The sequence below is a fragment of the Chitinophaga sancti genome (genome assembly GCF_034424315.1).
Taxonomy (GTDB): domain Bacteria; phylum Bacteroidota; class Bacteroidia; order Chitinophagales; family Chitinophagaceae; genus Chitinophaga; species Chitinophaga sancti.
Window position 1 is genome coordinate 3,945,524 of record NZ_CP139972.1, and the last position, 24,693, is coordinate 3,970,216.

General features: G+C 44.8%; 26 protein-coding genes. 7 read left to right on the forward strand and 19 right to left on the reverse strand.

The genetic code is table 11. From position 1 onward, the window contains the following. Nucleotides 1-273: 273 nt before the first annotated feature. Nucleotides 274-816: a Holliday junction branch migration protein RuvA gene (ruvA, locus tag U0033_RS15105; RefSeq protein WP_245801743.1), complete on the reverse strand. Its 543-nt coding sequence runs from the start codon at nt 814-816 to the stop codon at nt 274-276. A 183-nt stretch (nt 817-999) separates the two neighbouring features. On the opposite strand from ruvA, the gene U0033_RS15110 reads away from it, so the two are divergent. Then, nucleotides 1,000-1,998, forward strand: a complete 999-nt coding sequence (locus U0033_RS15110) for a beta-ketoacyl-ACP synthase III (RefSeq protein WP_072359096.1) — start codon at nt 1,000-1,002, stop codon at nt 1,996-1,998. 106 nt (nt 1,999-2,104) lie between these two features. Here the strand turns inward: U0033_RS15110 and U0033_RS15115 are convergent, their stop codons facing one another. The 5 genes from U0033_RS15115 to U0033_RS15135 all read right to left on the reverse strand — a co-directional run bounded on the left by U0033_RS15115 (nt 2,105) and on the right by U0033_RS15135 (nt 7,547). Then, a complete protein-coding gene (locus U0033_RS15115) occupies nt 2,105-3,955 on the reverse strand; it encodes a hypothetical protein (protein ID WP_143150663.1) in 1,851 nt (616 codons plus the stop codon). Continuing rightward, nucleotides 3,937-5,817, reverse strand: coding sequence for an ATP-binding protein (locus U0033_RS15120; protein ID WP_072359101.1), 1,881 nt, complete (start codon nt 5,815-5,817; stop codon nt 3,937-3,939). Before U0033_RS15120 ends, U0033_RS15115 begins: the two co-directional genes overlap by 19 nt. A 66-nt stretch (nt 5,818-5,883) precedes the next feature. After that, nucleotides 5,884-6,093, reverse strand: a complete 210-nt coding sequence (locus U0033_RS15125; RefSeq protein ID WP_072359103.1) for an ArsR family transcriptional regulator — start codon at nt 6,091-6,093, stop codon at nt 5,884-5,886. Nucleotides 6,094-6,104: 11 nt separating this feature from the next. Beyond that, nucleotides 6,105-6,800: an NUDIX hydrolase gene (locus U0033_RS15130; RefSeq protein ID WP_072359105.1), complete on the reverse strand. Its 696-nt coding sequence runs from the start codon at nt 6,798-6,800 to the stop codon at nt 6,105-6,107. Between the two features lie 252 nt (nt 6,801-7,052). Next, nucleotides 7,053-7,547 (reverse strand): DinB family protein, encoded by a 495-nt coding sequence (locus tag U0033_RS15135; protein ID WP_072359106.1) that lies wholly within the window; start codon nt 7,545-7,547, stop codon nt 7,053-7,055. A gap of 64 nt (nt 7,548-7,611) precedes the next feature. Between U0033_RS15135 and U0033_RS15140 the strand changes: the two genes are divergently transcribed. Continuing rightward, nucleotides 7,612-8,064, forward strand: a complete 453-nt coding sequence (locus tag U0033_RS15140; protein ID WP_072359107.1) for a GNAT family N-acetyltransferase — start codon at nt 7,612-7,614, stop codon at nt 8,062-8,064. A gap of 32 nt (nt 8,065-8,096) precedes the next feature. Continuing rightward, nucleotides 8,097-8,939, forward strand: a complete 843-nt coding sequence (locus tag U0033_RS15145) for a GNAT family N-acetyltransferase (RefSeq protein ID WP_072359108.1) — start codon at nt 8,097-8,099, stop codon at nt 8,937-8,939. A gap of 32 nt (nt 8,940-8,971) precedes the next feature. Here U0033_RS15145 and fabD read toward each other — a convergent pair whose 3' ends face one another. The 3 genes from fabD to U0033_RS15160 all read right to left on the reverse strand — a co-directional run bounded on the left by fabD (nt 8,972) and on the right by U0033_RS15160 (nt 11,123). Further along, nucleotides 8,972-9,865 (reverse strand): ACP S-malonyltransferase, encoded by an 894-nt coding sequence (gene fabD / locus U0033_RS15150; RefSeq protein WP_072359110.1) that lies wholly within the window; start codon nt 9,863-9,865, stop codon nt 8,972-8,974. 219 nt (nt 9,866-10,084) lie between these two features. Beyond that, a complete protein-coding gene (gene folE / locus U0033_RS15155) occupies nt 10,085-10,678 on the reverse strand; it encodes a GTP cyclohydrolase I FolE (protein ID WP_072359112.1) in 594 nt (197 codons plus the stop codon). A gap of 34 nt (nt 10,679-10,712) precedes the next feature. Further along, a complete protein-coding gene (locus U0033_RS15160; RefSeq protein ID WP_072359114.1) occupies nt 10,713-11,123 on the reverse strand; it encodes a 6-pyruvoyl trahydropterin synthase family protein in 411 nt (136 codons plus the stop codon). Nucleotides 11,124-11,281: 158 nt separating this feature from the next. On the opposite strand from U0033_RS15160, the gene mqnB reads away from it, so the two are divergent. Together mqnB and U0033_RS15170 are read left to right on the forward strand one after the other, a co-directional pair. Next, nucleotides 11,282-11,947 (forward strand): futalosine hydrolase, encoded by a 666-nt coding sequence (gene mqnB, locus U0033_RS15165; RefSeq protein ID WP_072359116.1) that lies wholly within the window; start codon nt 11,282-11,284, stop codon nt 11,945-11,947. 11 nt (nt 11,948-11,958) lie between these two features. Beyond that, complete coding sequence (locus U0033_RS15170; RefSeq protein WP_072359118.1) at nt 11,959-12,744, forward strand: 1,4-dihydroxy-6-naphthoate synthase; 786 nt, start codon at nt 11,959-11,961, stop codon at nt 12,742-12,744. A gap of 19 nt (nt 12,745-12,763) precedes the next feature. On the opposite strand, the gene U0033_RS15175 is transcribed toward U0033_RS15170, so the two are convergent. The 10 genes from U0033_RS15175 to U0033_RS15220 form a co-directional block, all read right to left on the reverse strand. Further along, on the reverse strand, nt 12,764-14,071 hold the full coding sequence (locus tag U0033_RS15175; RefSeq protein WP_072359120.1) for a cryptochrome/photolyase family protein: 1,308 nt from the start codon (nt 14,069-14,071) through the stop codon (nt 12,764-12,766). Nucleotides 14,072-14,213: 142 nt separating this feature from the next. Then, nucleotides 14,214-15,053 carry an aminotransferase class IV gene (locus U0033_RS15180; protein ID WP_072359122.1) on the reverse strand — a complete coding sequence of 280 codons (840 nt, stop codon included), beginning with the start codon at nt 15,051-15,053 and terminating at the stop codon, nt 14,214-14,216. 234 nt (nt 15,054-15,287) lie between these two features. Beyond that, on the reverse strand, nt 15,288-16,673 hold the full coding sequence (locus U0033_RS15185) for a DUF5723 family protein (protein ID WP_143150664.1): 1,386 nt from the start codon (nt 16,671-16,673) through the stop codon (nt 15,288-15,290). Nucleotides 16,674-17,088: 415 nt separating this feature from the next. Continuing rightward, nucleotides 17,089-17,745, reverse strand: coding sequence for a 3-oxoacid CoA-transferase subunit B (locus tag U0033_RS15190; protein WP_072359126.1), 657 nt, complete (start codon nt 17,743-17,745; stop codon nt 17,089-17,091). Nucleotides 17,746-17,755: 10 nt separating this feature from the next. Beyond that, nucleotides 17,756-18,448, reverse strand: a complete 693-nt coding sequence (locus U0033_RS15195) for a CoA transferase subunit A (protein ID WP_072359128.1) — start codon at nt 18,446-18,448, stop codon at nt 17,756-17,758. Nucleotides 18,449-18,487: 39 nt separating this feature from the next. After that, on the reverse strand, nt 18,488-19,168 hold the full coding sequence (locus U0033_RS15200) for a DUF4296 domain-containing protein (RefSeq protein WP_083571449.1): 681 nt from the start codon (nt 19,166-19,168) through the stop codon (nt 18,488-18,490). 27 nt (nt 19,169-19,195) lie between these two features. After that, complete coding sequence (porD, locus tag U0033_RS15205) at nt 19,196-20,125, reverse strand: type IX secretion system protein PorD (protein WP_083571450.1); 930 nt, start codon at nt 20,123-20,125, stop codon at nt 19,196-19,198. 24 nt (nt 20,126-20,149) lie between these two features. Further along, nucleotides 20,150-21,352, reverse strand: coding sequence for a bifunctional phosphopantothenoylcysteine decarboxylase/phosphopantothenate--cysteine ligase CoaBC (coaBC, locus tag U0033_RS15210; protein WP_072359132.1), 1,203 nt, complete (start codon nt 21,350-21,352; stop codon nt 20,150-20,152). Nucleotides 21,353-21,432: 80 nt separating this feature from the next. Continuing rightward, nucleotides 21,433-21,774: a DNA-directed RNA polymerase subunit omega gene (locus U0033_RS15215; RefSeq protein WP_072359134.1), complete on the reverse strand. Its 342-nt coding sequence runs from the start codon at nt 21,772-21,774 to the stop codon at nt 21,433-21,435. Nucleotides 21,775-21,789: 15 nt separating this feature from the next. Further along, nucleotides 21,790-22,692: an outer membrane protein assembly factor BamD gene (locus U0033_RS15220; protein WP_245801744.1), complete on the reverse strand. Its 903-nt coding sequence runs from the start codon at nt 22,690-22,692 to the stop codon at nt 21,790-21,792. A 486-nt stretch (nt 22,693-23,178) separates the two neighbouring features. On the opposite strand from U0033_RS15220, the gene mraZ reads away from it, so the two are divergent. Together mraZ and rsmH are read left to right on the forward strand one after the other, a co-directional pair. Then, complete coding sequence (mraZ, locus tag U0033_RS15225) at nt 23,179-23,646, forward strand: division/cell wall cluster transcriptional repressor MraZ (RefSeq protein ID WP_072359137.1); 468 nt, start codon at nt 23,179-23,181, stop codon at nt 23,644-23,646. Nucleotides 23,647-23,654: 8 nt separating this feature from the next. Beyond that, the gene (gene rsmH / locus U0033_RS15230; protein ID WP_072359139.1) at nt 23,655-24,563 is read left to right on the forward strand and encodes a 16S rRNA (cytosine(1402)-N(4))-methyltransferase RsmH; all 909 of its coding nucleotides are present in this window, start codon (nt 23,655-23,657) and stop codon (nt 24,561-24,563) included. Nucleotides 24,564-24,693 lie beyond the last annotated feature (130 nt).

Consider the following 24,693-nt stretch of genomic DNA (forward strand, 5'->3'; position numbering starts at 1 on the left):
GAGAAATAGGTTTTAATAGAGGTCAGGGTAAAAGTTTTCAGACCTGTAATGCCCCTTAGTAGCCCAATTTATTGAAAATGAGGGCTTACTATGGTCATTTCAGATCTGACATAGTGGTTTTGCTCTTCAGTACTGTTGCAGTCTTTTCCTTCCAGAGTTTGCAATAGTTGTGCTGCTTTCAGTACTGTTGTTACAGCGCAGACGAGCCAGTTTTACCTGGCGGCCGGCGGCTATAAATAAAAAATAAAAATCCAGCTTTAATAGGTGCTACGCTTACAGACTTTTTAACGACTTTTTGATCAGTCCTTCCAAATCCTGCAATTGTGGTTCTGCTTTTAGTACCTTGTTGATAGCCTGTTCTGCTACATTACGGGCTATTCCCAACGTGACTAATGCATTTAACGCATCTTCCTGCATTGTATTGTTTACAACTACAGATATTTGATGGCCAACATCTTTTTGCTTTTTGATCTTATCTTTTAGCTCCAGGATGACCCTTTGAGCGGTTTTGGCTCCGATTCCTTTTATGCTTTCCAGCATTTTCGCATTTTCCATTGCGATAGCGCGTTGAATATCTTCTGGTTGTAAGGAGGAAAGCATCATTCTGGCCGTATTCGCACCAATACCGGATACCCCTATCAGTAACAGGAATATCTGGCGTTCCGCATCGTCGGAAAAGCCATATAATGTGTGGGCATCTTCTTTTATGTGAAGATATGTGAGCAATTTACAGCTGTCCATTCCCTGTATGCGGGAGTACGTATTCAAACTGATCTGCACTTCGTATCCCACCCCTTGAACATCCAAATGTACCATGGCGGGGGATTTATAGGACAGTTTTCCATTTAGGTAAGCAATCATACAGGATTATTCAGGATTCTAATTTGTGGCAAACCTAAGGATTTTTAGGAAGATGGGGGAAGGGTATTTTGGCTTATAAGTTACATTTCCAAATTCTTATGTATTTTTACGGCCTGTTAAAACATCTATTTTATTAATATGAACAAAATAACGGCAGCTATTACTGCGGTAGGTGGGTATGTACCGGACTATGTTCTCTCCAACAAAGAGCTGGAGAAGCTGGTTGATACTACTGATGAATGGATCATCACCCGTACAGGAATTACAGAAAGAAGGATTCTGAAAGGCGAGGGGAAAGGGACTTCTGAGTTATGCGTACCTGTAGCGCTGGAAATATGCCGTAGAAGAGGGATCACACCTGCCGATATAGAGCTCATTATTGTAGCTACTGTTACTCCTGACATGGTATTCCCAGCAACTGCCAATATCGTAGCTGATAAGATCGGTGCCAAGAATGCCTTTGGATTTGATATTGCTGCTGCCTGCTCCGGATTCCTGTATGCGCTGGATACCGGTGCCCGGTTCATTGAAAGTGGACGTTATAAAAGAGTAATGGTGTTGGGTGCTGACAAAATGAGCTCCATCATTGACTATACAGACCGTACTACCTGCATCATCTTTGGTGATGGCGGTGGTGGCGTGTTGCTGGAACCTAACGAAGAAGGTTATGGCCTGATAGACAGCGTGCTGAAAAGCGATGGTCATGGCCGTGAGTACCTGCACATGAAGGCGGGTGGCTCTGCTAAGCCTGCTTCTCTTGAAACCGTTACTAACCGCGAACACTATGTGTACCAGGAAGGTAAGATGGTATTCAAATATGCGGTTGCTAACATGGCAGACGCCGCTGCTGAGATCATGGAGCGCAATAACCTGAGCTCTAACGATGTTGCATGGCTGGTGCCTCACCAGGCGAACAAGCGTATTATTGATGCGACTGCTCACCGTATGGGGCTGCCTGAAGAAAAAGTGATGATGAATATTCAGCGTTATGGTAATACAACTGCTGGTACATTGCCACTGTGTCTCTGGGATTATGAGAAGCAATTGAAGAAGGGGGATAACCTGGTGTTAGCTGCTTTTGGTGGCGGTTTTACATGGGGTGCTACCTATCTGAAATGGGGTTACGATACTAAATAATTAATTTGAAATTATAAAGTTGGCCGCAGGCCAATTCTCTCCGTCATTATGCTGGATCCGCAGGAATCAGCGTAATGACGGCTGTTTTTTCCACAAGGCTTTTTTTTCAACTGAATGAGGGCAGTGCATAAATTAATTGCAGTTGCTCACCTGCTACATTTGCCCAGATCTGACCGCCCATCTTATCCATAAAATCTTTGCAGATGATAAAGCGCATGGCCAGCTCCTCTCCTTCTCCCTGTACACTATACACTGCATCTTCATAAGCAAACAAATTTGTAGCCTGCTGCGCAGTTAATACGGTGGGGGAACTGATCACCATTACCTTTACCCTGTCTGCTTCCTGCTCTGCTACTACCCTTACATCTTTGCCAAGGGTTGCCGCGCCCTGCAATAAGCTTCTGTGTACAAACTGCAGCATCTCCTGGTCACCTGCTACCTGCAGTCCTTCGGGAATATCTGCGACTACGCCGCTGAACATTTCTTTCAGATCACAGGGTGCCGGGGCGTAGACAAATCCTGATAACTGAGACTTGATCCAACGCAAAATGTTGTCAAAGATCTCGAGGGTTTTGCGGCTGCTGTGCTCTGTTTCGCGTATTAGTTTTTGTCTTAGTACAGGGTCTGCATCTCCGTTTCTAAACATCGCGGATACACGGATAATATTCTGTAATGGTTCCCTGAAATCGTGCGCCACAACGGAGATCAGCTTGTTCTTGAAATCATCCTGTACCTGTAGCTGCCTGTTCTTGTCGGAGATCTCAGCGTTCATATTTGCCAGCAGTTCTTCCTGGTGTCTCAGGTAGCGGTAACTACGGTAACGGGAGAATGTAAAGCCCCCCAGGATCATTAATAAGCCCGCGAGAAAAGCAATCAGTTTACGTCTTGCCAATCGCTGGGTATTGGCCCTGGCAAGTTTTTCTTTCTGAACTTTGTTGCTGAGGTGCCATTCATTCAGTTCCTGCTCTTTCAGAAAATAATCCAGGTAGTTTACATGCCTGCTGTCTTTCATTACTTCCTGCCTGTCAGTCAGTAGCCAGAGTTCATGCCCGTATTCCGCCATTTTCGCCGCGTTATGCACCTTAGCGTAATAGCGGTAAATACTTACTACCTGTGGCAACATGAGGTCCGTATAACCCGCTATTTTGCCCAGGGTATAGATCTTCTCTTTGTAAGGAATAACATCGAGCTGGTAGCCCTGGTTACAATAGGTTTCAATATGCCGGAGGATGTCGATGGCGACATAAATTAATTCGTCTTTCTGTGCCTGTGTGGCCAGCGAATTGATCCATGCCACTGCTTTTGCACGATCTCCTTTTCTGAATAAATTATCGGCTTCAAATGCATGGATATAATACAGATCCCTGCTGCAGCCGGGGTAATGACTGGCTATTTTTTTTGCCTGCCTGATCGCCCATTGCACAGAATCTCTTTTTGTACTATCGGGATTAAACCTGATGGCATAGTTGATCAGCACGAGACTATATATTGAATCATACACCAGTTTCTTCCCCATGTCCATAGCCTGATACAGGTATTGTTCTCCTGTTTCGTTCATGCCTGCCAGGCTATGAAAGATGCTCATGTTCATCGTTACCTGGCAGATGTTACTGTTATCTTCCAGTTGCTTATAATAGACTAATGCTTTGCCTTCGTATTCAATTGCCTGCTTGATGTTTGCCTTGAGTGCGTAAGCGATGCTGAGGTTATTGAGTGCATCTGCAATCCCTTTACGATAATTCAGCCTGTTCGCTACATCTCTTGCCTGCACTGCATACCAGAAACAACTATCGGCATTCGTCAGGTGCCATTTCATACTCAGTTCATTCAACACATCCGTGTATACAATACTATCCCGCTCCTTCGCCAGTTGATAGCGCAGTTGCTGTACGGCACTTTTTTGTGCACATACCACCTGGGTGATCAGGAGCAATATGACTAGTAGTTTTTTAAACACGGTAATGTATATGAAAATGTACTTCCTTTTTCTGCACGGTTCTCTGCTGCGATGGTGCCACCCATTTTATCCATGAAATCTTTGCAGATGATCAGTGCTAAACCTGCACCTCCTTTTGTTCCTTTCTTTTCCGGACGGTATTCGAACAGGCGATCCAGCATATCTGTTGAGATTCCGCTGCCTTCATCGGCGATGCTGATTGTTACAGTATCTTTATTTATGCTGGCTGTAATGGCAATCGTTCCTCTATACGGGCTAAACTTGATTGCATTGTGCAACAGGTTGCGATGCACAAACTGCAACATTTCTCTATCTGCCGGTACCTGCAGATCGGGAGGCACTTTTACTATGATCTGTACCTGCCTTTCCAGTATTTCTTCTTTCATGGAACCCATCGCTTCTTTAATGAGGCCGGCAGGGGTGCAGGGCAATGGCTGGTATACAAAACCACTGAGCTGTGTCCTGATCCAGCGAAGAATATTCTCGAATATCTGCAAGGTATTTTCCGCATTGCTCTCCAGTTTTCTGAACAGCATAGCCGCTTCCTGTACGGAGAAAGCGCCTTGTTGCAGGTAGGCAGTGATTTCAATAATCTGGATCAATGGTGAACGGAAATCGTGTGCGATGAGTGAGATCAGTTTATTCTTGAAATCATCATGTGTGCGCAGCAGCGCATTTTGTTCACTGATATGTTTGTTCATTTCCCGCAGACTATCTGCATTTTTGTGTGAACTGCGGTGAGATCGGTTGAGATCCAGCAGCAATAGTACTAACAGGATCAGGAGTACGATCAGGCATACGATAACCAGGTAGCGGCTCCTTGCTTCCAGGGCTTTTCTATCCAGTTGCTGTTGTTGGAAATCGTGTTGTAATTGTAGTTGCCGCAATTGTTTCCCCTGCAGGTAATAATCCATGTAATCCTGTTCTCCCTGCGAACGGCTTTGCTCATATAATTCTGTAATATCCGCCATCAGGTCTGCATAATAATTTGCTTCCTTTGCCTGATGCCGTTGTTCATAATAGTGATAAAATTTCGCGACCACCGGCAATACAATTTCCCTGTAACCGCCTTCCAGACCAAGGTTGATCACCTCTTTCTGATAGATCATGGAATCTGCACTATGTGCCTGTACCGCATAATCTACCAGTTGAGCATAACCATATAATGCATGATAAAGGAATCCTTTTTTCATGGCAACTCGCACCAGGTCTTTTACTTTGGCAATGGCTAATGCTGTATCTCCTTTATCATATATTTCATCGGCCTTGAGCAGACCAGTGTATATAATCATACGGGTATGGCCGCCTTTCATGGCCAGCTGGTAAGCGTTTGCAAGGTAATTGCTGGCCAGTGCCCGGTGCGCAGTATCATTTCTGTAAATGAAAAAGTAATTGGCCATTACAGCAGACATCACGCTATCATTGCGCATGTGCATGGCCATGCCCAGGGCTTGTTTTATATATTGCTCTGCTTCTTTATGCTGGCCCTGGTAATGCTGATAGACGCCCAGTTTAATATTTACGAGGGTCATGCCTGTACTATCTTTCAGTTCCTTGTACAGTTTCAGCGCATCGAGGTAAAAACGAAAAGAGAGATAACTGTTATCACGATAGGCATAATAGCCTCCCAACCCTCTGTATACTTCTGCTTCTCCCCATTTAAAGCCAATGCGTTTGGTCACACCTCTGGCCATGGTCAGGTATTGAAAGCAGGTATCCAGCTGGCGGTTCTGGTATTTTTGTGTAAGTGCGATGAGTATGCGGGAATAGGTGACACTATCCTGGGTAGTGGCCAATGCATTTTTGAGTTTCTGGATCTGGCCAAAAGAGAGTTCACAGCGGATAATGAGTCCGACAGCCACTACTAAACTATATAATAGCCTTCTTTTATAGTTTCCGAAGATCAAATGCCTGCAGCTAAATAGCTATCACGATTTTATAAGCGACAAGTCGACACCCATTTCTGTCAAAGCCTTTTCGCCTGTTGGGGTAATGTAAAAATGCTTGTTTTCTGTTCCGTCCCTTGCTATCCATCCTTTTTCTATAAAAGCGGATGCCAGCAGTTCTCCTAATTTTCCGCCAATGTGCGCATAACAAAACTTTGCTGGTTTTGGCACATCGTTCGTTTCCTTTTTCATATTATGCTGGTTTAGATTTCGAATACCAGTCCCCTCGTTTTTAGCTCTTCGTATTTTTGTTTATCAAACCGGTATAGGTGAGCACCTTTCTTGGAGGTGGTTTTATCCTTTTCTTCCAGTTTTTCCAATATATTCATGGAGAGGATCTTCTTCCTGAAGTTGCGTTTATCCAGCTCGTGCTGAAAGATCTCTTCGTAGAGGCTACGCAGCTGTGACAATGTAAATTTCTCTGGCAGCAGTTCGAAACCGATGGGATGGAAGTGCGCATTATCGCGCAGTTTCTTCAGGGCGTCGGCTATCATTTGCCTGTGATCAAAGATCAGGTTAGGGATCTGATGCAGTTCCAGCCAGTGTGCACTATAGGCCTGCGAAGGAACGTGCTCCTGTTCGGTAATACGGATCAGCGCATAGTAGGCCATGGAGATCACCCTGGCGCCACTGTCTCTTCCTACATCTCCATAACAGCCCAGTTGATCCATGTAGATGTTTTCCAGTCCGGTGGTTTGTTTCAATACGCGGGCAGCAGCATCGTCTACACTTTCATTGTGTTGTAGAAAGCCTCCCATCAATGACCAGTCGCCCTGCATAGGATCGACTTTTCGCTGCATGATCAGTAATTTCAGCCTTCCACTTTCAAATCCAAAAATTATACAGTCTACTGCTACCAGGTGCTGAGGTACATTTGCATAAAATGATTGTGCACTCATTGAAAATTAGTTGTCTGCGTGGTTGACGGCCCTCCTGTGTTGCAGCTGACAAGGCCGGGAAACCCGTTGTTTTTCATCTATTAGCTGCAAAGATGCTACATTTTCCTGCTACTTCCGGTATGGGATAATAACTTTTACCGAAAAGACAGCCACGTGGTAGTGCTGCCATTCCTTTACTGGTATAGTTATCTTCCTGGTTTTGATTCAATTTTCATTGTATCCCAACGAATGGTGTTAAATTTTGAAAGTGAATCATTGGCCTTTTTTAGCGTATTCGCTAAAATCCATTCCCGGAATCTTTGTCACACCGACCTGTCTTAAAAGTGTGACCAACTGGCCGCGGTGATAAGTAGCATGGTTAAAGACGTGCATCAGTATTTCTATAACGGTTAATTTACCATATTGTTTCTGGCTGTTGTAATAAGCTACCGTATGGGGCAGTTTTACGGGGTTGATCTGCTGCACCATTTCCAGCAATTGCCGGGATACAGTGATCCAGTCATCACAAGCCTGCGCGAATGTACCCTGGAATTGCGGTGCGGGTTTCTTTGTCTTTTCCACCAGTTCTATCCGCTGTTTCCACACACTTTCCGCATCCCACATGTGATACACCGTTTGGCGTATGCTGGGAAAACTACTCACAAGTTCCTGATCCAGCTGCGTTGCTGTCAGCTTTTTCAGTACTGCTACCAGACGCTGATTAGCCCAATAGTGATAACCAGCCAGATTGAGTACGACTTCCTTCAATATTATTGAGTTTTTGTTACCTTTCAACAAAATACCGAAATTTTATACAACAGGAAAAATATATATGACACCAATTACCATCAGGAATGTACGAAGAGAAGATTGCCCACGCTTACTGGAACTGATCAGGGAACTGGCGGTATACGAAAAAGCACCCGATGAAGTGACGGTAACACCAGAGCAGTTTGAGGATGCCGGATTTGGCGAGAGCCCTGTCTGGAAAGCTTTTGCTGCGGTAGACGGCGATCAGATCATCGGTTTCGCGCTCTACTATATTCGGTATTCTACCTGGAAAGGCTGCCGCATGTACCTGGAAGACCTGCTGGTAACTGAAAGCTACCGGGGCCAGGGCATTGGTAAACTGCTGTTTGACAAACTGCTGGAAGAAGCCAGGGAAAAGAATTACAAGGGAATGGTATGGCAGGTGCTGGAATGGAATGAACCGGCTATTAATTTTTATAAAAAATATGGTGCCAGCTTCGACCCTGAGTGGTGGAATGCCAGTATCAGTTTCTGAGGAACGGATGATGCTTTAATAATCCATTGATTATGCTTTATAGATTCCACCACCTGAGCGATGTTGCCACCGGGCAGCTTTGCCAGGTTTTTAATGATGCTTTTAGTGATTATGTCATTCCTATGCAACTGACAGTTTCGTTGTTACAGCAGAAGATGGCGGGGGAAAATATACAGCTGGATTGTTCGGCTGGTGCTTTTCAGGGTGATCATTTATGTGGGTTCATATTGCATGGCAGGGATGAAAGCAGGCCGGAAGTGTTGTACAATGGAGGTACGGGAGTGGTGCCTACGGCACGTGGGCGGCATCTGGTGCAGGAGTTATATGCGCATTTTGTGCCGAAATACCGGCAGCGGGGTGTGCGGGAGATATTGCTGGAGGTGATTGCCTGTAATCAGAAAGCGATCAGGGCATATGAGAATTCAGGATTTGTGCAGCAAAGGAAATTTCTTTGTTTTAAAGGGGAGATATATTTGAGCAGGCGAAATAATCCTGTTCTCATTCAAAAGAGTGCTTTACCGGAGGAAAGTTTGATTGCTCATTTTGCAGATCAGGTACCTAGCTGGTCAAATAGTATAGCCAGTGTGCGAAGGGAGAAACAGTATACCACGACATGGGTGGCAGTGTATGAGGGTGAGATAGTTGGATATATCAGTATATTCCTGGCCAGCAGGCGGATCCGGCAGATAGGTGTAAGGAAAGATATGAGGCGGAGGGGGATTGGAACGGCGTTAATGCAGCAGGCAGCGGAAGTGTTGGGGAATCCGTTTACGCTGATTAATGTGGATGCGGAGAATGAGGGAATGATTGCGTTTTTGGAAAAGATGGGGATGACAGAGATTTTGACCCAGTATGAAATGAAATTATCTATATAGCTCGCGCCTAAGGCGCGAGCTATTTTTATTATTTAGTTGATTCCATTCACAACGGACTCTTTATTGATCTTCAGGATCAGGCCCTGCAGCACTTTACCAGGACCAGCCTCAGTAAAATTAGTAGCACCATCAGCGACCATGGCCTGCACAGATTGTGTCCATCTTACAGCGCCAGTCAACTGGTCGATCAGGTTCTGTTTGATCTCAGCAGGATTACTAACCGCCTTTGCTACCACGTTCTGGTATACAGGGCAATTAGGTGTACTGAAAGTTGTTTTTTCGATTGCCGCTTTCAGTTCTTCCCTTGCAGGCGCCATCAGCGGGCTGTGGAAAGCACCACCTACAGGCAATGCCAGTGCGCGTTTTGCACCTGCTGCTTTCATTCTTTCACAAGCCACTTCAATGCCTTTCAGGGAGCCGGAGATTACCAGCTGGCCAGGGCAGTTATAGTTAGCCGCTACCACTACCTCACCGGTTTCTGCGCTCACTGCTTTACAGATCTCTTCTACTTTCGCATCTTCCAGGCCCAGAACTGCGGCCATGGTAGAAGGATTTTGTTCACATGCTTTCTGCATGGCAGTAGCCCTGATGTACACCAGCTTCAGTGCATCTTCAAATGTCAGTGCACCATTTGCAACCAGAGAAGAGAATTCACCCAGTGAGTGGCCGGCTACCATGTCAGGTTTTGCACCTTCGGCTCCGCAGAGGAAGGCGATTATGCTATGCAGGAATACTGCCGGTTGAGTAACACGGGTTTGTTTCAGGTCTTCGTCAGAGCCTGTGAACATTACATCTGATATACGAAAGCCGAGGATGTCGTTAGCTTTCTCAAATAAGTCTTTTGCAGCTGGATTGGTGTCATACAGGTTTTTACCCATACCCGGGAACTGAGCGCCCTGACCGGGAAATACGTAAGCGTGTTTCATTTACATTGATTTACGGTTACCAATCAGACATATGTATTAACATTAAATACATATCCCAGTGATTAGGATTGCAAATATTCATAGTCTTTATGATATATCAAAATTTGGCCGTAACTCATTTTGTGGGCTGTTCTATCAAAAAGGCCGCCGTTTATTGCAAATGCCCTCAGCATCTGCAATAAACGGCGGTGAATAATGGCCTGCGGCCTGCTTTTTACATTAAATACTTTGTCCGAGCAATCGCATGAACTCGCTTCTGGTTCTGCCATCTTCAAACTGCCCGGAAAAGGCGGAAGTGGTGGTGACCGAGTTCTGCTTCTGCACGCCTCTCATCATCATACACAGGTGTTGTGCTTCTATCACCACTGCTACACCCAGGGGCTGCAGGGTATCCTGAATCGCATCCAGGATCTGGTGTGTCATACGTTCCTGTACCTGTAATCTCCTGGCATATACATCCACGACCCTTGCCAGTTTGCTAAGGCCGGTGATATAGCCGTTCGGGATATAGGCGATGTGAGCTTTGCCAAAGAAAGGCAACATATGGTGTTCGCACAGGGAATACAGCTCGATATCTTTCACAATCACCATCTCACTATATGATTCTGTGAATTTGGCACTGTTCAATATTTCCCTTGCATCCTGCTGATAACCTGTGGTCAGGTACTGCATTGCTTTTGCTACCCTTTCAGGTGTTTTTTGCAAGCCTTCTCTTTCCACATCTTCTCCCAAAAGGGTGATACTATTTTTGTAATGCCCGATAAGATCGGCGGTTACCTTCTCATCGTAAGATTCTACTTTCTTGTAAGCCATTGCTTATTTAATCTTAAGATCAACTAATTAATTACTACCCTCCGTAATATTCCACATAGATACGGGGTGTTTCGTACAACTTGACGCAGTGGAGCTGTACACCTTCCGGCAAATGACGGGCCAGCTGCTCCCAGATTCCGATGGCCAGGTTCTCTGCAGAGGTGAACTTGCCAGCCATGAATGCTACGTCGATATTGAGGTTGCGGTGGTCTACCTCTTCCACCACGTATTCTTCTATTAAATCACCCAGTGTTTTGGCATTAAAAACAAACCCGGTTTCAGGATCAGGTTCGCCTTTAACGGTAACGTGCAATTCATAATTATGACCATGCCAATTTTCATTAGCACACTTTCCAAACACTTCTTTATTTTTTTCCTTACTCCAGGCGGGATTAGACAATTTGTGCGCCGCATTGAAGTTTTCCACACGCGTTAAATAGATCATGTGATTAGCTGCAATTTTCCGCAAAAGTACAACAATTGCAGGACAAGCCAATCAAACCGATACCTACGGCATCAGTTGATTAAAGGCAAGATGAATGGGCTGCTGCCGGCTAAAAAAACCCAAATGAGGCAATGCCTTTTTATTCCGATATTTGCAACATGGAAATTCTGGTCATTGCTGCCACACCTTTCGAGATAAAGCCTTTCTGCGACTACCTGTCAGGTTTCAATCATCCTGACATCCGGATCACCACCTTCGTTCATGGCATCGGCATGATGCACACTGCTTATCATGTAGGCCGTCACCTTGCCGCTCAGCGCCCTGATCTTGTGATCCAGGCAGGGATCGCCGGCTGTTTTGACCATTCCTGGGAAATGGGCAAAACCGTTATCATTGACAAAGAGCAACTGGGTGACCTCGGTGTGGAAGACGACCAGGCTTTTAAAGACCTGTTTGAAACCAATCTCTGGCAACCTGATCAACCGCCGTTTACTAACAAACAATTGATCAATCTGTTCGAAGGTGTACCACAGTTACCTGCTCTCGAACAGGTAAGCGGAGTGACCATCAACACGGTAAGCGGTAGCGAACGGACCCGCCAAAAACTTGTAGATAAATACAATCCCGCCGTGGAAAGTATGGAAGGTGCTGCCTTTCATTATGCCTGCCTGCTGGATAAAATTCCTTTTTTCCAGTTGCGCAGCATCTCCAACTACGTGGAAGTACGCGATAAGTCCAAATGGAATATTCCTTTGGCAATTCAGCAACTGAACGAAAATTTGATCACATATATTGAACATCTGAGACAGGGATCTGCCTCCTAAAGCAAAGCAATATGGAATTAACACTCGGATTTTCGCCATGCCCCAATGATACTTTTATCTTTGATGCCATGGTGAACAACAAGATCGACACGAAAGGATTAAGGTTCAAGACCCAGCTGGAAGATGTGGAAACACTGAACAAATGGGCGCTGGAAGGTAAACTTGACATCACCAAGCTAAGTTATGGTGTACTTCCAAAAGTATTACATCAATATGAGTTGCTCAACAGTGGCTCTGCGCTGGGCAGAGGCTGTGGTCCGCTCCTGATCGCAAAAAGACCGATCGATAGAGAAAATATTAAAGATTGTAAGATCGCGATTCCAGGTATTAATACTACCGCGAACCTGCTGTTCTCTACAGCGTTTCCTGAAGCAAAGAATAAGGAGATCCTGATCTTCTCTGATATTGAAAATGCAGTTTTAGATGGCCGTGTGGATGCGGGTGTGATCATTCATGAAAACAGGTTCACCTATCAGCAAAGAGGCCTGGTAAAGATCATTGACCTCGGTGAATATTGGGAAAGCACTACCGGCAGCCCGATTCCATTAGGTGGTATTGTAGTTAGAAAATCCCTGCCTGCTGAACTGAAGCAACTGGTAGATCAACTGATTCATGATAGCCTGCAGGAATCATTCAAACACTATCCTTCCCTCTCTCCTTTCGTGACATCTCACGCACAGGAAATGGAAGAAAGTGTGATGCGCCAGCACATTGAATTGTATGTAAATGACTTCTCCCTGGATCTGGGAGAAGCCGGCAGAGCTGCTATTGACAGATTGATGGCAGCCGCTTTATAATATTTGAGAAGCAGTCGCGTTAAGTTTTCGCGACTGCTTTTTTATATACTTCCAGTGCTCTTTTTCTAGCCTCTTCATGAATCACCATCGGCCGTGGATATGTTAGCTCATCCAGTTCCGGTACCCATTTTCGCACATAGGTCAGATCAGGATCAAAGCGCTCTGTTTGCAAGGATGGATTGAATACCCTGAAATAAGGAGCCGCATCACAACCACATCCTGCTGCCCACTGCCAGTTACCATTGTTTGCTGCCAGATCATAATCCAGTAATTTTCCTGCGAAATATGCTTCTCCCCATCTCCAGTCTATGAGCAGATGTTTGGTGAGAAAACTTGCGGTAACCATACGCACCCTGTTGTGCATAAAGCCTGTTGCATTCATTTCACGCATTCCCGCATCCACAATGGGGTAGCCGGTTTCACCATCGCACCATTTCTTAAACTCTGCTTCGTTATTCCTCCATTTGATCTTATCATATTCTCCTCTGAATGAATGCTCTACTACATGTGGATAATGCCATAGGATCATATGGAAGAAATCTCTCCATATCAGTTCTCCTAAAAATGTCTGATTTAAATGGTTGGCGCGGTCTGCCAGTTCTCTCACACTGATGGTACCAAAACGTAAGTGCATTCCGAAATGGGTAGTACCATGGATACCCGGCAGATCTCTTGTTTTATCGTAGTTTTGGATCAGGCTATCCTTTACTTTTAGTGCAGGGAAATCTCTTTCGCCCGCCATAAATCCCATGCTGCGTAAGGATGGAATGCGTTTACTTTTTTGCTTATACAAATTGCGGAAGTAGTTTTCCACAGGATAGGGTTTCAGGTGAAAATCATTCAGCTTTGCTTTCCATTTTTTACTGTAAGGTGTGTATACCGTATATGGTTCTCCGTTATCTTTCAACACTTCATCCCTGTCAAAGATCACCTGATCTTTGTAGAGGTTGAATCCAATCTTTTTTTCTTTCAACAGCTTAGCGACCGCCTTATCCCGGTTACGTGCATAGGGCTCGTAATCTATGTTTGCATACACCGCCTGCACATGATATTGTGTGGTGTAATATGCAAAGGCTTCTTCAGGCGTACCATAAAATACATCTAAACTGCTTCCCAGTTTTGCTAATTTTTCCTGCATCTCTTCCAGGGTATCGCGGATAAAAGTGACCCTGCGGTCATATTTATCTTCCAGATCATTCAGGATGACAGTATCAAATACAAATACAGGTACGACAGGATGTTCTGATTTCAAGGCGTGGTATAACGCTGCATGATCCAGCAATCGCAGGTCACGGCGTAACCAGCATAAATTAACGGTGGCAGGCATAATAAGAGGTTAGTTTTTGCAATTCTCAATGATACATTCCGTAGACAATATTAAGCTGTAATAATTAAAGAAAGTACTACAAAAAATACACCACTGCTGCGCATCTTCAGCGTATTATCTTATTAATGATGGGGCTATGTTCCTATAAGACTCCTTCATGCAGCAATTCGTGGAGTATCACTGCTGCTGCGTTGCCGTAATTATTATCGCGGAATTGTCCGACCCACCTTACGCCGGTAATGGCATTGGTGAGGAAGATCTCATCTGCATTTTCCAGGTCCGCAATTGTCAGGGGGCGTTCTATCACTTTAAAGGGGAGGTCCATATCAATAATATGCTTGCGCATGACTCCACATACACAACCTTCGCTCAGGGGAGGTGTGATGAGTTTTTTATCATCTACAATAAACAGGTTTGCGATGGTGGTATCGGCAACTCTTTCCTTTGCGTTTAATATGATTGTTTCGTTGAGATGGTGTTGTTTACTATAGATGGCTGCCATGATATAAGGCAGGCAATTGTTCGACTTGATGGATGCAAATTTATCACAGCTTTTGCGTGCTTCGGGAAATACATCGATGACCAGTCCTCTATCATTCAGTTCCATCACCTGTCTGTCCAGTTCCCAGCTTTGAATGATGAAATGAGGATGGTTATTTTCAGGGGCGTATAAGCCGCCATCGGCTCTGAAAATGGTGAGCCGCACCCGGGCGAGGCGGTTATGATTATTCCTGCTGCAAAGCTCAGCTATGAGGCGGGTGAAATACGTTCGGGTAAAATTGTGCGGGGCATCGAAATGTAAGAGATGTAAGCTGGCCATAAGACGTTCAAAATGCAGTTCGGACAACTGCACTTCTCCTCTTACTGCGCGCATGGTTTCAAAGCATCCATCTCCATACCGGAAAGACCGGTTATCTGCCGTAAAAACGGGCTCAGAAGCCGCAATAAACTTCCCATTATAACATGTAAACACCTGTTGCACTTCGAACGCATTTTTGAATGTTAGAAAGGATCAGAAAGGTACGAAATATTCATGGCATGAGGGTAATAGCAGCCGGGGCATTAAGCGTAGGATTTGTTAATAGCCTGCGGTGCCGGCTATTAACAAATTTATCTCTTTAAAATGGGTAGCGGTCATCCCAGCTCTTGCCAGAATAACCGCTTTATACATAGGACAGGGGCGCTTCCCGGATTTCATCCCGGAATGAACACCAGTCTATTTAGATTTCTTATATAATTGCCCAAAACGGAACCCGATAAATACATCTGCCTGTTTGGAACTACCCATCAGGGCTGTCAGTACGCTACCGGAACCGACATACAATGGTCCTGCCCGGAAACTTGTTCCTGCATTGAACTTTGTTAACCCATTATAGCTGAGAGGAAGATAAAAACCGAATTTCCTTCCTTCATAACGTGGTGTCAGGGTAAAGCCGCTATAATACTGGCCATTGAATGGTTTGGAGCTGCCTTTTGTCATTGCCAGCTGCACATTTGCATTCACATAAAAATGATCCTGCAAATGATAGTCTACATTGATCTGCATCGTTGTAGGCAGGCTCACCTTATAACTTGTTTCACTGTTGGTGGCATCCGGTGCAAAATACTGTGGATACTGATCTAAAGTGGTCTTATAATCATCCAGGGAAACTCCATTCAACTGGCTCAGGTAAAACCTGTCAGTGGCCGGGATATTGAGATTATAACCTGCACTCTTCGTCATGTCTTTCGTAAATTTAAGTCTGCCGATGTCGAGTACAGATACCCCTACTTTAAATAAATAACCTTTGCTTTCCGCTGGCCTGTATTCATATACTACACCCAGATCGAGGCCTATACCATGACCTGAGGTTTCCGTCAGCTGACTGGCGTCAAAGTTTGACACATTCACTCCAGATGAAGCAAGGCCTACCTTAGCCGAAGTATTGGTGAGGTAACCATCCTGCCGGATGATATCCTTGTCAATTGTTCCTTTAAAGTTGCTTAGGTGCACATTCATATTTCCAATGCCTGAGAGGTATTTTATGGTACCTCCTGCTTTGAAATAATGTGGCCCCAATACATAGGCTTCACGGGCAAAAGACAATCCATACTCCATCCAGCCACTTACGTTTACACGCATGTTTCCATTGCTGTTCACGGTGTAAGGCAAATCGGATGTTTCATTGATATTACGGATCTGGTCTACCAGTTTTCCGTCCATATCAGTAACATTGCCCAATACTCTTGCTCTGCTGGTAAATGCAAAGGCCATCTTTGGTCCTACACTGATCATGACAGCTGGCAGGTGAATAGCCACATTTACTAAACCGCTTGTTTTACCGGCATTTGCGCCGAACAATTGATCTGTTAATTTGTCCCCATCAAATGTTTTGCCGAGGTCCCCCAATTTAAATTGCGCCTGATTATTACCAACGCTGGCATTAATCCCCAATAAATTTACGTCCCAACGATAACGACTATTCGCGATGTTAGCGGGGTTTGAAAATACACCGTTTACACCGGTATAATTGCCTGTACGGTAGCCCGCAAGGTCTTGTTGTGCGCGGGCATTCATGAGCATGCCCAGACACACTGCTAAAATTGACACAGTCTTAGTCATAGTAGTACAGTTAGATAAACAGGTAGGTTCAAAGAACTTTTCGGGCACAAGATATTAAACTTATTTAATAAGTATAATATATCCCCGATACTGTTTATCAGTATACTGAAGCCTCGTTGGCACAATAAATATTAGCGTGAAGTTTTATTCACTGACAATCTGATGCTCGCAGCATCTCCAATTTACTATTTTGGTTTACCCGAAACTTTATTTCGGCTACATGTTCCCGTCGAAATGCTCTTTACTTAATCTTAGTTTACGCTGCTGATGAATATGGACTATTTCCTCTTATCAGAAGTTGACATAGCAAAGATGGTATTTTTAATTTATTATACAATAGCAACTTGTGGGTATTGCAAAATTCAAAGAGAATTATTATCTAAAAGCGAAGGGGCTTGTTGTACAAGCCCCCTGGTTATAATTTCATTTCAGGTATTTCACCACTGACTATCAAACGCCCTGCTGTTTTAGCTTTGATTTCATCGACACTCACACCGGGCGCCCTTTCTAACAGCCTGAATCCATCAGGTGTTACATCCAGTACAGCCAGTTCTGTTACTATTTTTTTCACGCAGGATACACCGGTTAATGGTAATGAACATTGTGGTAATAACTTACTTTCTCCTTTCGGATTTGTGTGCATCATTGCTACAATAATATTTTTGGCAGCAGCAACGAGGTCCATTGCCCCTCCCATTCCTTTCACCATTTTGCCAGGTATTTTCCAATTGGCAATATCGCCAGTATCAGAGACTTCCATAGCGCCCAATACGGTGAGGTCTACCTTTCCTGCCCTAATCATTCCAAAGCTTTCTGCACTGTCAAAGAAGCAACCACCGGGCAATACGGTGACAGTTTCTTTCCCTGCGTTGATCAGATCTGCATCGATATCAGCTTCTTCAGGATAAGGCCCCATACCCAATAATCCATTTTCTGACTGGAGCATGATAGATACGCCATCAGGAATAAAATTGGCTACCAGGGTAGGGATACCAATACCGAGGTTTACATACATACCATCGCGCAGTTCCTGCGCTATTCTCTTAGCAATGCTATATTTATCTAAAGACATACACTACAGTTTAAATCTTAACGGTTTTACGTTCGATACGCTTTTCGTAGCCAGTGCCCTGGAAGATGCGGTGCACATAGATGCCAGGTACATGGATCTGATCAGGATCCAGTTCTCCCGGTTGTACCAGGTGCTCTACTTCTGCTATTGTAATGTTGCCGGCTTTTGCCATAGAGGTGCTGAAATTCCGGGTTGTTTTTCTGAATACAAGGTTGCCCATGGTATCTCCTTTCCAGGCTTTTACCATGGCAAAATCTGCATGCAGGGCCAGCTCCATGAGGTATTGTTTGCCATTGAATTCGCGTGACTCTTTACCTGCTGCTATTTCGGTACCGTAACCGGCAGGCGTAAAAAAAGCAGGAATGCCCATTCCTGCCATTTGAATACGGGTAGCCAGTGTTCCCTGTGGGATGAGGTCTACTTCCAGTTCTCCGGACAATAGTTGTCTTTCAAACTCCGCATTTTCGCCTACATAAGAGGCCATCATTTTTTTGATCTGTCTTGTTTTTAAGAGCAGGCCCAGGCCGAAATCATCTACCCCAGCGTTGTTGGAGATACAGGTGAGGTCTTTAATCCCTTTGCTGACAAGGGCTGCAATGCAGTTTTCCGGTATGCCGCATAGCCCGAAACCGCCCAGCATCAGCGTAGTTCCATCGTGGATGTCATGCAGTGCTTCATCAGCATTTGCTACAACTTTGTTCATGTTTTGGTGTTTTGAAAATTTTGGGGGCCGAAACAATGCTTAGTGCTGTTTCGGCGTGAAATCCGGTTTATGATGACCCGGAGCGGCACCATTCGTATCAGGTTTAGCTCCACCGTGTAATATTTTTCCTTCCTTCAGCAATGCTTTTGCCTGCATCATGCCTGATCCCATCGGCACTGGTCCATTATTTGGCTGTGGCTTTGCTGGTGCCGGTTTAGGAGGCTCCGGCTTAGGCGGATGAGGTGCGGGCAAATTCAGCTGTTTGATAAAAGGAGTCGGCAAACCGTCCTTTTTTGAAGTTAGCACATTTCGCCCAAAAGGCAGGTCAGCAAATGGGTTTTCGAGATAGGCTTTTATACGCATCTCTACGTCCAGTTCTTCCCTGTTGGCTGTTGCTACTTCCATCATCATATCATACACTTCCTTCAATCTGTCCGGGCGGCTTTCATACCAGTTATAGCTCTTCTGAAACTGTTCGCGTGTCAGGTGATGCAGGTCCAGGATCTGCTTATAATAAAGTTTCTGCCTGTATCTGTGTACAGAATCAGGCAGGGGTGTACGAGGGTCTTCATTATTACTGCTGTATGCATCTGCCATGGTCATGTCCAGCAGTACATCCCGCATGTCTTCCTTTTGCAATATGCCGTCCGGCACTTTTCCAGCCTGTCCACATGCCATTAATCCCAAAAGAAAGAAAACAAAAACGATTCTATATTGCATAAATACTATTCCGTTGTTAGCGCAAAGCTATTTCATCTGCTGATATTTCACAGCATTCGTTACGTCCATTTGAGACAATAACTGTACCGCACGGGATTTTTCCTGGGGCGGAGCCTTGGAAAAGATCTTTTGCAGCTCATCAGATTTAGAGGTAAAGAATACGGCCATCAGCATAGAGTTTGGTATATCCTGGTAGATGGCGTAGAGCATGTTCAGGCAGTTCAGGATGGCTCCCCTCCCCTTGTTCATATCATCGTACATCACATCCAGGCCCTGGCGGTGATATTGATACATGACATCATGAAAACGGGCAAACTTCACATTCAGCAGGTTATCCTGCAGCCAGTAGCGGTTACGGTTGCCTTCGAATGGTTTCCAGCCGGATACATCCTTGCCATCAGGTGCATTATTCACAATATTCAGGGCCTTCTTGAAAAAGTCGTCGCCACCACGGGGTGAGAAAGAATCGGCATCCAGGCCCAGTATGATATAACTATAATAAGCGAGGATGGCGGTGAGGTTGGAGGCCACCGGATCATTGCCACTTACGCGGTTGTCACTGAATTCCAATGGCTGAAATTCTACATAGCGGAACACCACGTTGTTATCCTGCATGTTCAGCAAACTGCTTACATAGCCTGCATTGTACACCGGGCGGGTTGCCTGTACAGTGAGGGTCGCTTTGTAAGCATTGCTTCCCAGGTCGCCTGTTATATTCAGCAGGAAATTGCATTCGATACGTTCTGCAGGTGTGTATACATCATCTCCCCAGCGGCGGCCATTCAGGAATTCCATGAGGCTTTTCTGGAGGGTGGTAAATACTTTCTTGTCTGTACCGGTGATCTGGTTAGCGTTAACAGTGACATTCACTCTCAGCTCCTGGGCCATAAGGCCGGAATTGAGGAGGAGAAAGAGCACAAAGCAGGTGAGGACTTTCAACTGTGGAGTATATTGCATGTTATCATACGATTATAGAGACTTTCATTGCTGTCCGGTCATGGTAGTGATGGCCTTCACAATATCTTCCGCTACTTCCTGCTTGGACTTGAGCGGTAATTCCGTTGCGTTGCCCTGCCTGTCAAACAGCGTTACTTTATTGGTGTCATGATTGAAACCGGCGCCTGCATCATTGAGGGAATTCATCACGACAAGGTCCAGGTTCTTCTCATGCAGTTTTTTCAGTGCATATTCCTTTTCATTGTTGGTTTCAAGCGAGAAGCCAACGAGTACCTGTCCGGCAGGTCGCTGAGTGCCCAGGGTGCGCAGAATATCGGTGGTTTTTTCCAGTTCCAGGGTCATTTCGTCGCCGGCGCCTTTCTTAATCTTCAGGTCTGCTACCTGTTTAGGGCGGTAGTCTGCAACAGCGGCTGCCATTACGACGATATTACTATTTGAAAAATGGTCTGCACTGCTATTATACATATCTGCTGCTGTTACGACCCGGAGTGTATGCACGCCCGGATGTTTGGCTGACAGATGGGTAGGCCCCAGTACCAAAGTCACCGATGCTCCTGCAGCTGCCAAAGCATCGGCAATGGCTATCCCCATTTTACCACTGGAATGGTTACTGATATAACGAACAGGGTCCAATGGTTCTTGTGTTGGGCCGGCAGTTACCAGTGCTTTTTTTCCTTTCAGCGGTTGATTGGTACTAAAATACTGTTGCAGGAAGGCGACGATATTTTCGGGTTCTGCCATTCTTCCCTCGCCAAAGAGGCCACTGGCCAGCTCTCCTTTTTCTACTGGTATTTGTTGATGACCGTAGCTGAGCAGCTTTTGCACATTGGCTTTGGTGGCAGGGTGGTGCCACATATCTTCGTCCATGGCGGGGGCAAAAAGTACAGGGCAGGTAGCCGAGAGGTAGGAAGCCATCAGGAGGTTATCACAGATACCCATGGCCATTTTGGCGAGGGTATTGGCCGAAGCGGGGGCAATGAGCATCACGTCGGCCCAGCGGCCCAGCATGACATGGTTGTTCCAGCTTGAGTTGTCACTGATGCTCACGGGTACCTCACTTTTCGATAAGGTAGCCAACGTGAGTGGCGTGATAAAATCACAGGCAGCTGGTGTCATCACCACCTTTACCTCAACACCTTCCTTTACGAGCAACCGAACAATAGTAGCAGCTTTGTAAGCAGCTATACTTGCGGATACACCCAGTAGTATTTTCTTTCCTTGCAACATGTAGCTTATACCAATTATAAAAAAGGCGACAGAAATAATTTCTGCCGCCATGAAGGTAGATATTTTTTCAGTACACCAAATTAGCTGTACAGGTCATCATCATTTCTTCTGAAGTAGATCTTGTCTTCCAGGAATTCCATGGTAGCCTGAATAGCAGGGTTTGCCATTCTCTCATAGAAACGGGAGATTTCGATCTGTTCTTTATTCTCGTGCACTTCTTCCAGATTGTCTGTATGACTGGCAAATTCTTCCAGTTTAGAGTGCAGTTCTTCCTTCACAGATATGTTGATCTGGTTGGCGCGTTTAGCAATTACTGCAATGGATTCATACAGGTTGCCAGTTTTGCCTTTAATCTCGGTAGTATTTTTGGTTTCTACCATTGGATTAAGACTGCTGGTAAGACCTCTTTTTATTTTGCTCATTCTCCAGAGAATTAATTATTGATTACTAATATTGTTAAGGGTGTTGTTCGTTGCCTTAGCATTTTTTGCTGCCTTCTCTTTCTTTCTTTCCTGTTTTTTGCTGATTGGTGCGTTCAGGTTATCTATATCCTTTATGTTTCCCTTTGCTAAGTTATAATATTTTTCGGCATCTGGTCTTAGTTTGCTGGAAGAATAATGGTCTGCGAAGTCCATGTACTCGGAAACCACGTCTTCGTAGCGTTCTTTTTGTTTATCCCAGATGCTGTGTTCGGCGTATTTGAAATAAGCTTTGATAGCCATGTATTTATATCCATCGCTCTTTTCGGAGTCGGGATAGTTGCGCATCAGGCTTTTGAAGCTGATAGCGGCGGCTTTATAATAACCCAGGTTATAGTACAGTTCTGCGTTATTATATTCTTTCCTTTCCAGTTTCTGGCGGCACAGTTCGATCACCAGGTTACCTTCTGCCACCTTCTCGGAGGTTGGGTAGTTGTTGATGAAGGTCTGCATGGCAGAAATAGCCTTGATGGTATTTGCCTGGTCGAGCGGGATTTTAGGAGACTGCTTATAGTAGCAGTATGCCTGCATATAATCCATTTCGACTGCTCTTGGACTGTTTGGGAAGTTGTCGAGGTAGTTTTTAAAGTAATAACCTGCCTGGACGTAATCTTTAAGTTTATATGAGCAATAGCAATAGTTATAGTAAATCGGCTCGTACTTCTCTGTTCCTTTGTACACCTGGAACAGGGATTCGTACAGGGATTGTGCGGTCATGTACTTTTTTTTCTCGTACACTTTGTTTGCATAAGCCAATTTGGCTTCGTAATCCTTGCTTTTTTCGATCCGGCGCAGTTCTGTGTTACAGGACGTAGCGATAACAATTACTAAAAGACTGATAAAAAAAGAAAATATCTTCATTTTCCGCATAAAGAGGGCAAAGTTAAGAATTAAATGTAAATGTAAGATAGGGTAGCAAATACAGCTGTTAAAATTTTGCAAAAAGGGGGAATGTGGGGATAAACACTTTTTCCCACGGGATAAAAAAACCGGGGTGTTTTATTCGAACAAGCGTCGAACAAGCATCGAACAAGCGTCGAAGAACAGTCGAACAATGGTCAAAGAAGGTTCGAAGAAGATTCGAGCAAAAAATGTCAACAATACTAATAAACATTACTAATCATACAATTAACACAATTACTAACATCTATTCACATACTCTTCACATATTATCAACACACATCTTCACAGAATAAACACCAGCTCATCAATAAACCATTCAAAACCCCATTATTATATACAAAAAAATACTGTGGAAAAAATTTATAATTCATTTTTTCGTTAGAGAGTGGGAAAAAGTGTTATTTTGTGTTAGAAAATGGAATTCAAGGACTTTCGCCCCCAAGTATGACAGGATTTCTGGGAGAATATGAAGCAACGCTTGACGCAAAAGGACGCTTTCTGCTCCCCGCTGGCTTTAAAAAGCAGCTGGCAGAAGGCGCCGGAGAGCAGTTTGTCATTAACCGGGGATTTGAAAAATGTCTGTCCTTGTATCCCATGAACGAATGGCAGCCAATTTTCGATAAGATCAGTAAGCTGAACGATTTCGATCCGAAAGTTAGGGAGTTCCGCCGCTATTTTTTAAACGGAGCCACCATTTGTGAACTGGATAGTGCAGGCAGATTATTGGTGCCCAGGAATTTGATGGCTTATGCATCGCTCGATAAGGAAATCGTGCTTTCAGCGGCCACTAATAAGATTGAGATCTGGGATAAAGCAAAATACCAGGAGTTCTTTGAAAATTTCTCACCAGGAGCCTTCAGTGACCTTGCAATGCAGGTCATGGGAGGTGGAGATAACAATATTTCGATTTAACAGCTATTATGGGAGAAGCGTCACAATATCACCTGCCCGTTCTGCTGCAGGAAGTAGTATCACATTTGCAAATCAATCCCGAAGGAACTTATGTAGATGCGACTTTTGGTGGCGGCGGTCATTCCAGAGCGATTCTGGAACAACTGAACGAGAACGGACGGCTCATCGTGTTTGACCAGGACGAAGATGCCTATAATAACCGGATAGATGACTCAAGGGTCACTTTCGTACAGCAAAACTTCAGACACCTGCAAAGGTTCCTCAAACTGTACAAAGTTCCTCCGGTTGACGGCCTCCTCGCGGATCTGGGCGTTTCATCATGGCAGTTTGATACAGCAGAAAGAGGATTTAGTATCCGGTTCGATGGAGATCTGGATATGCGCATGGACAAAAGGACAACCCTCACAGCAGCAGCGTTGCTGCAATCCTACTCAGAGCAGGAATTACACCTTCTGTTTCAGAACTACGGAGAAGTAACCAACGCACGCACATTGGCTAAAACCATAGTCACAGAGCGAAAAGCCCGCCCAATGAGGACCATTAACGAGTTCAAATCCGTTATTCAGCCAATCGTAAAAGGCAATCCGCAAAAATACCTTGCACAGGTATTCCAGGCACTCAGGATCGCCGTTAACGACGAACTGGGCGCCCTTAAAGATTTGCTCTCGCAAGCAACTGAAGTATTAAAACCGGGCGGTAAACTGGCTATCATAACTTTCCATTCACTGGAAGACAGACTGGTGAAGAACTTTATGAAAACAGGACAATTTGAGGTTCAGGACGATCCATTTTCTTTTACCACGCCCCCCAAATTGTTCCGGTTAGATACCAAAAAACCAGTCACCGCAGGCCCCGAAGAACTACAACGTAATTCCAGGTCCCGCAGCGCAAAACTGAGGGTAGCCGAAAAATTATAACAGATCCGGACTGACGAAGCATTTTAAAGGGTACAACTAGCAATTTTAGAAAACTAGAGAACTAGAGAAAGCGTCAATCCCCCAATCACGTTGATCATGTGCGAAGGATGTTATACCATATCATTCACGT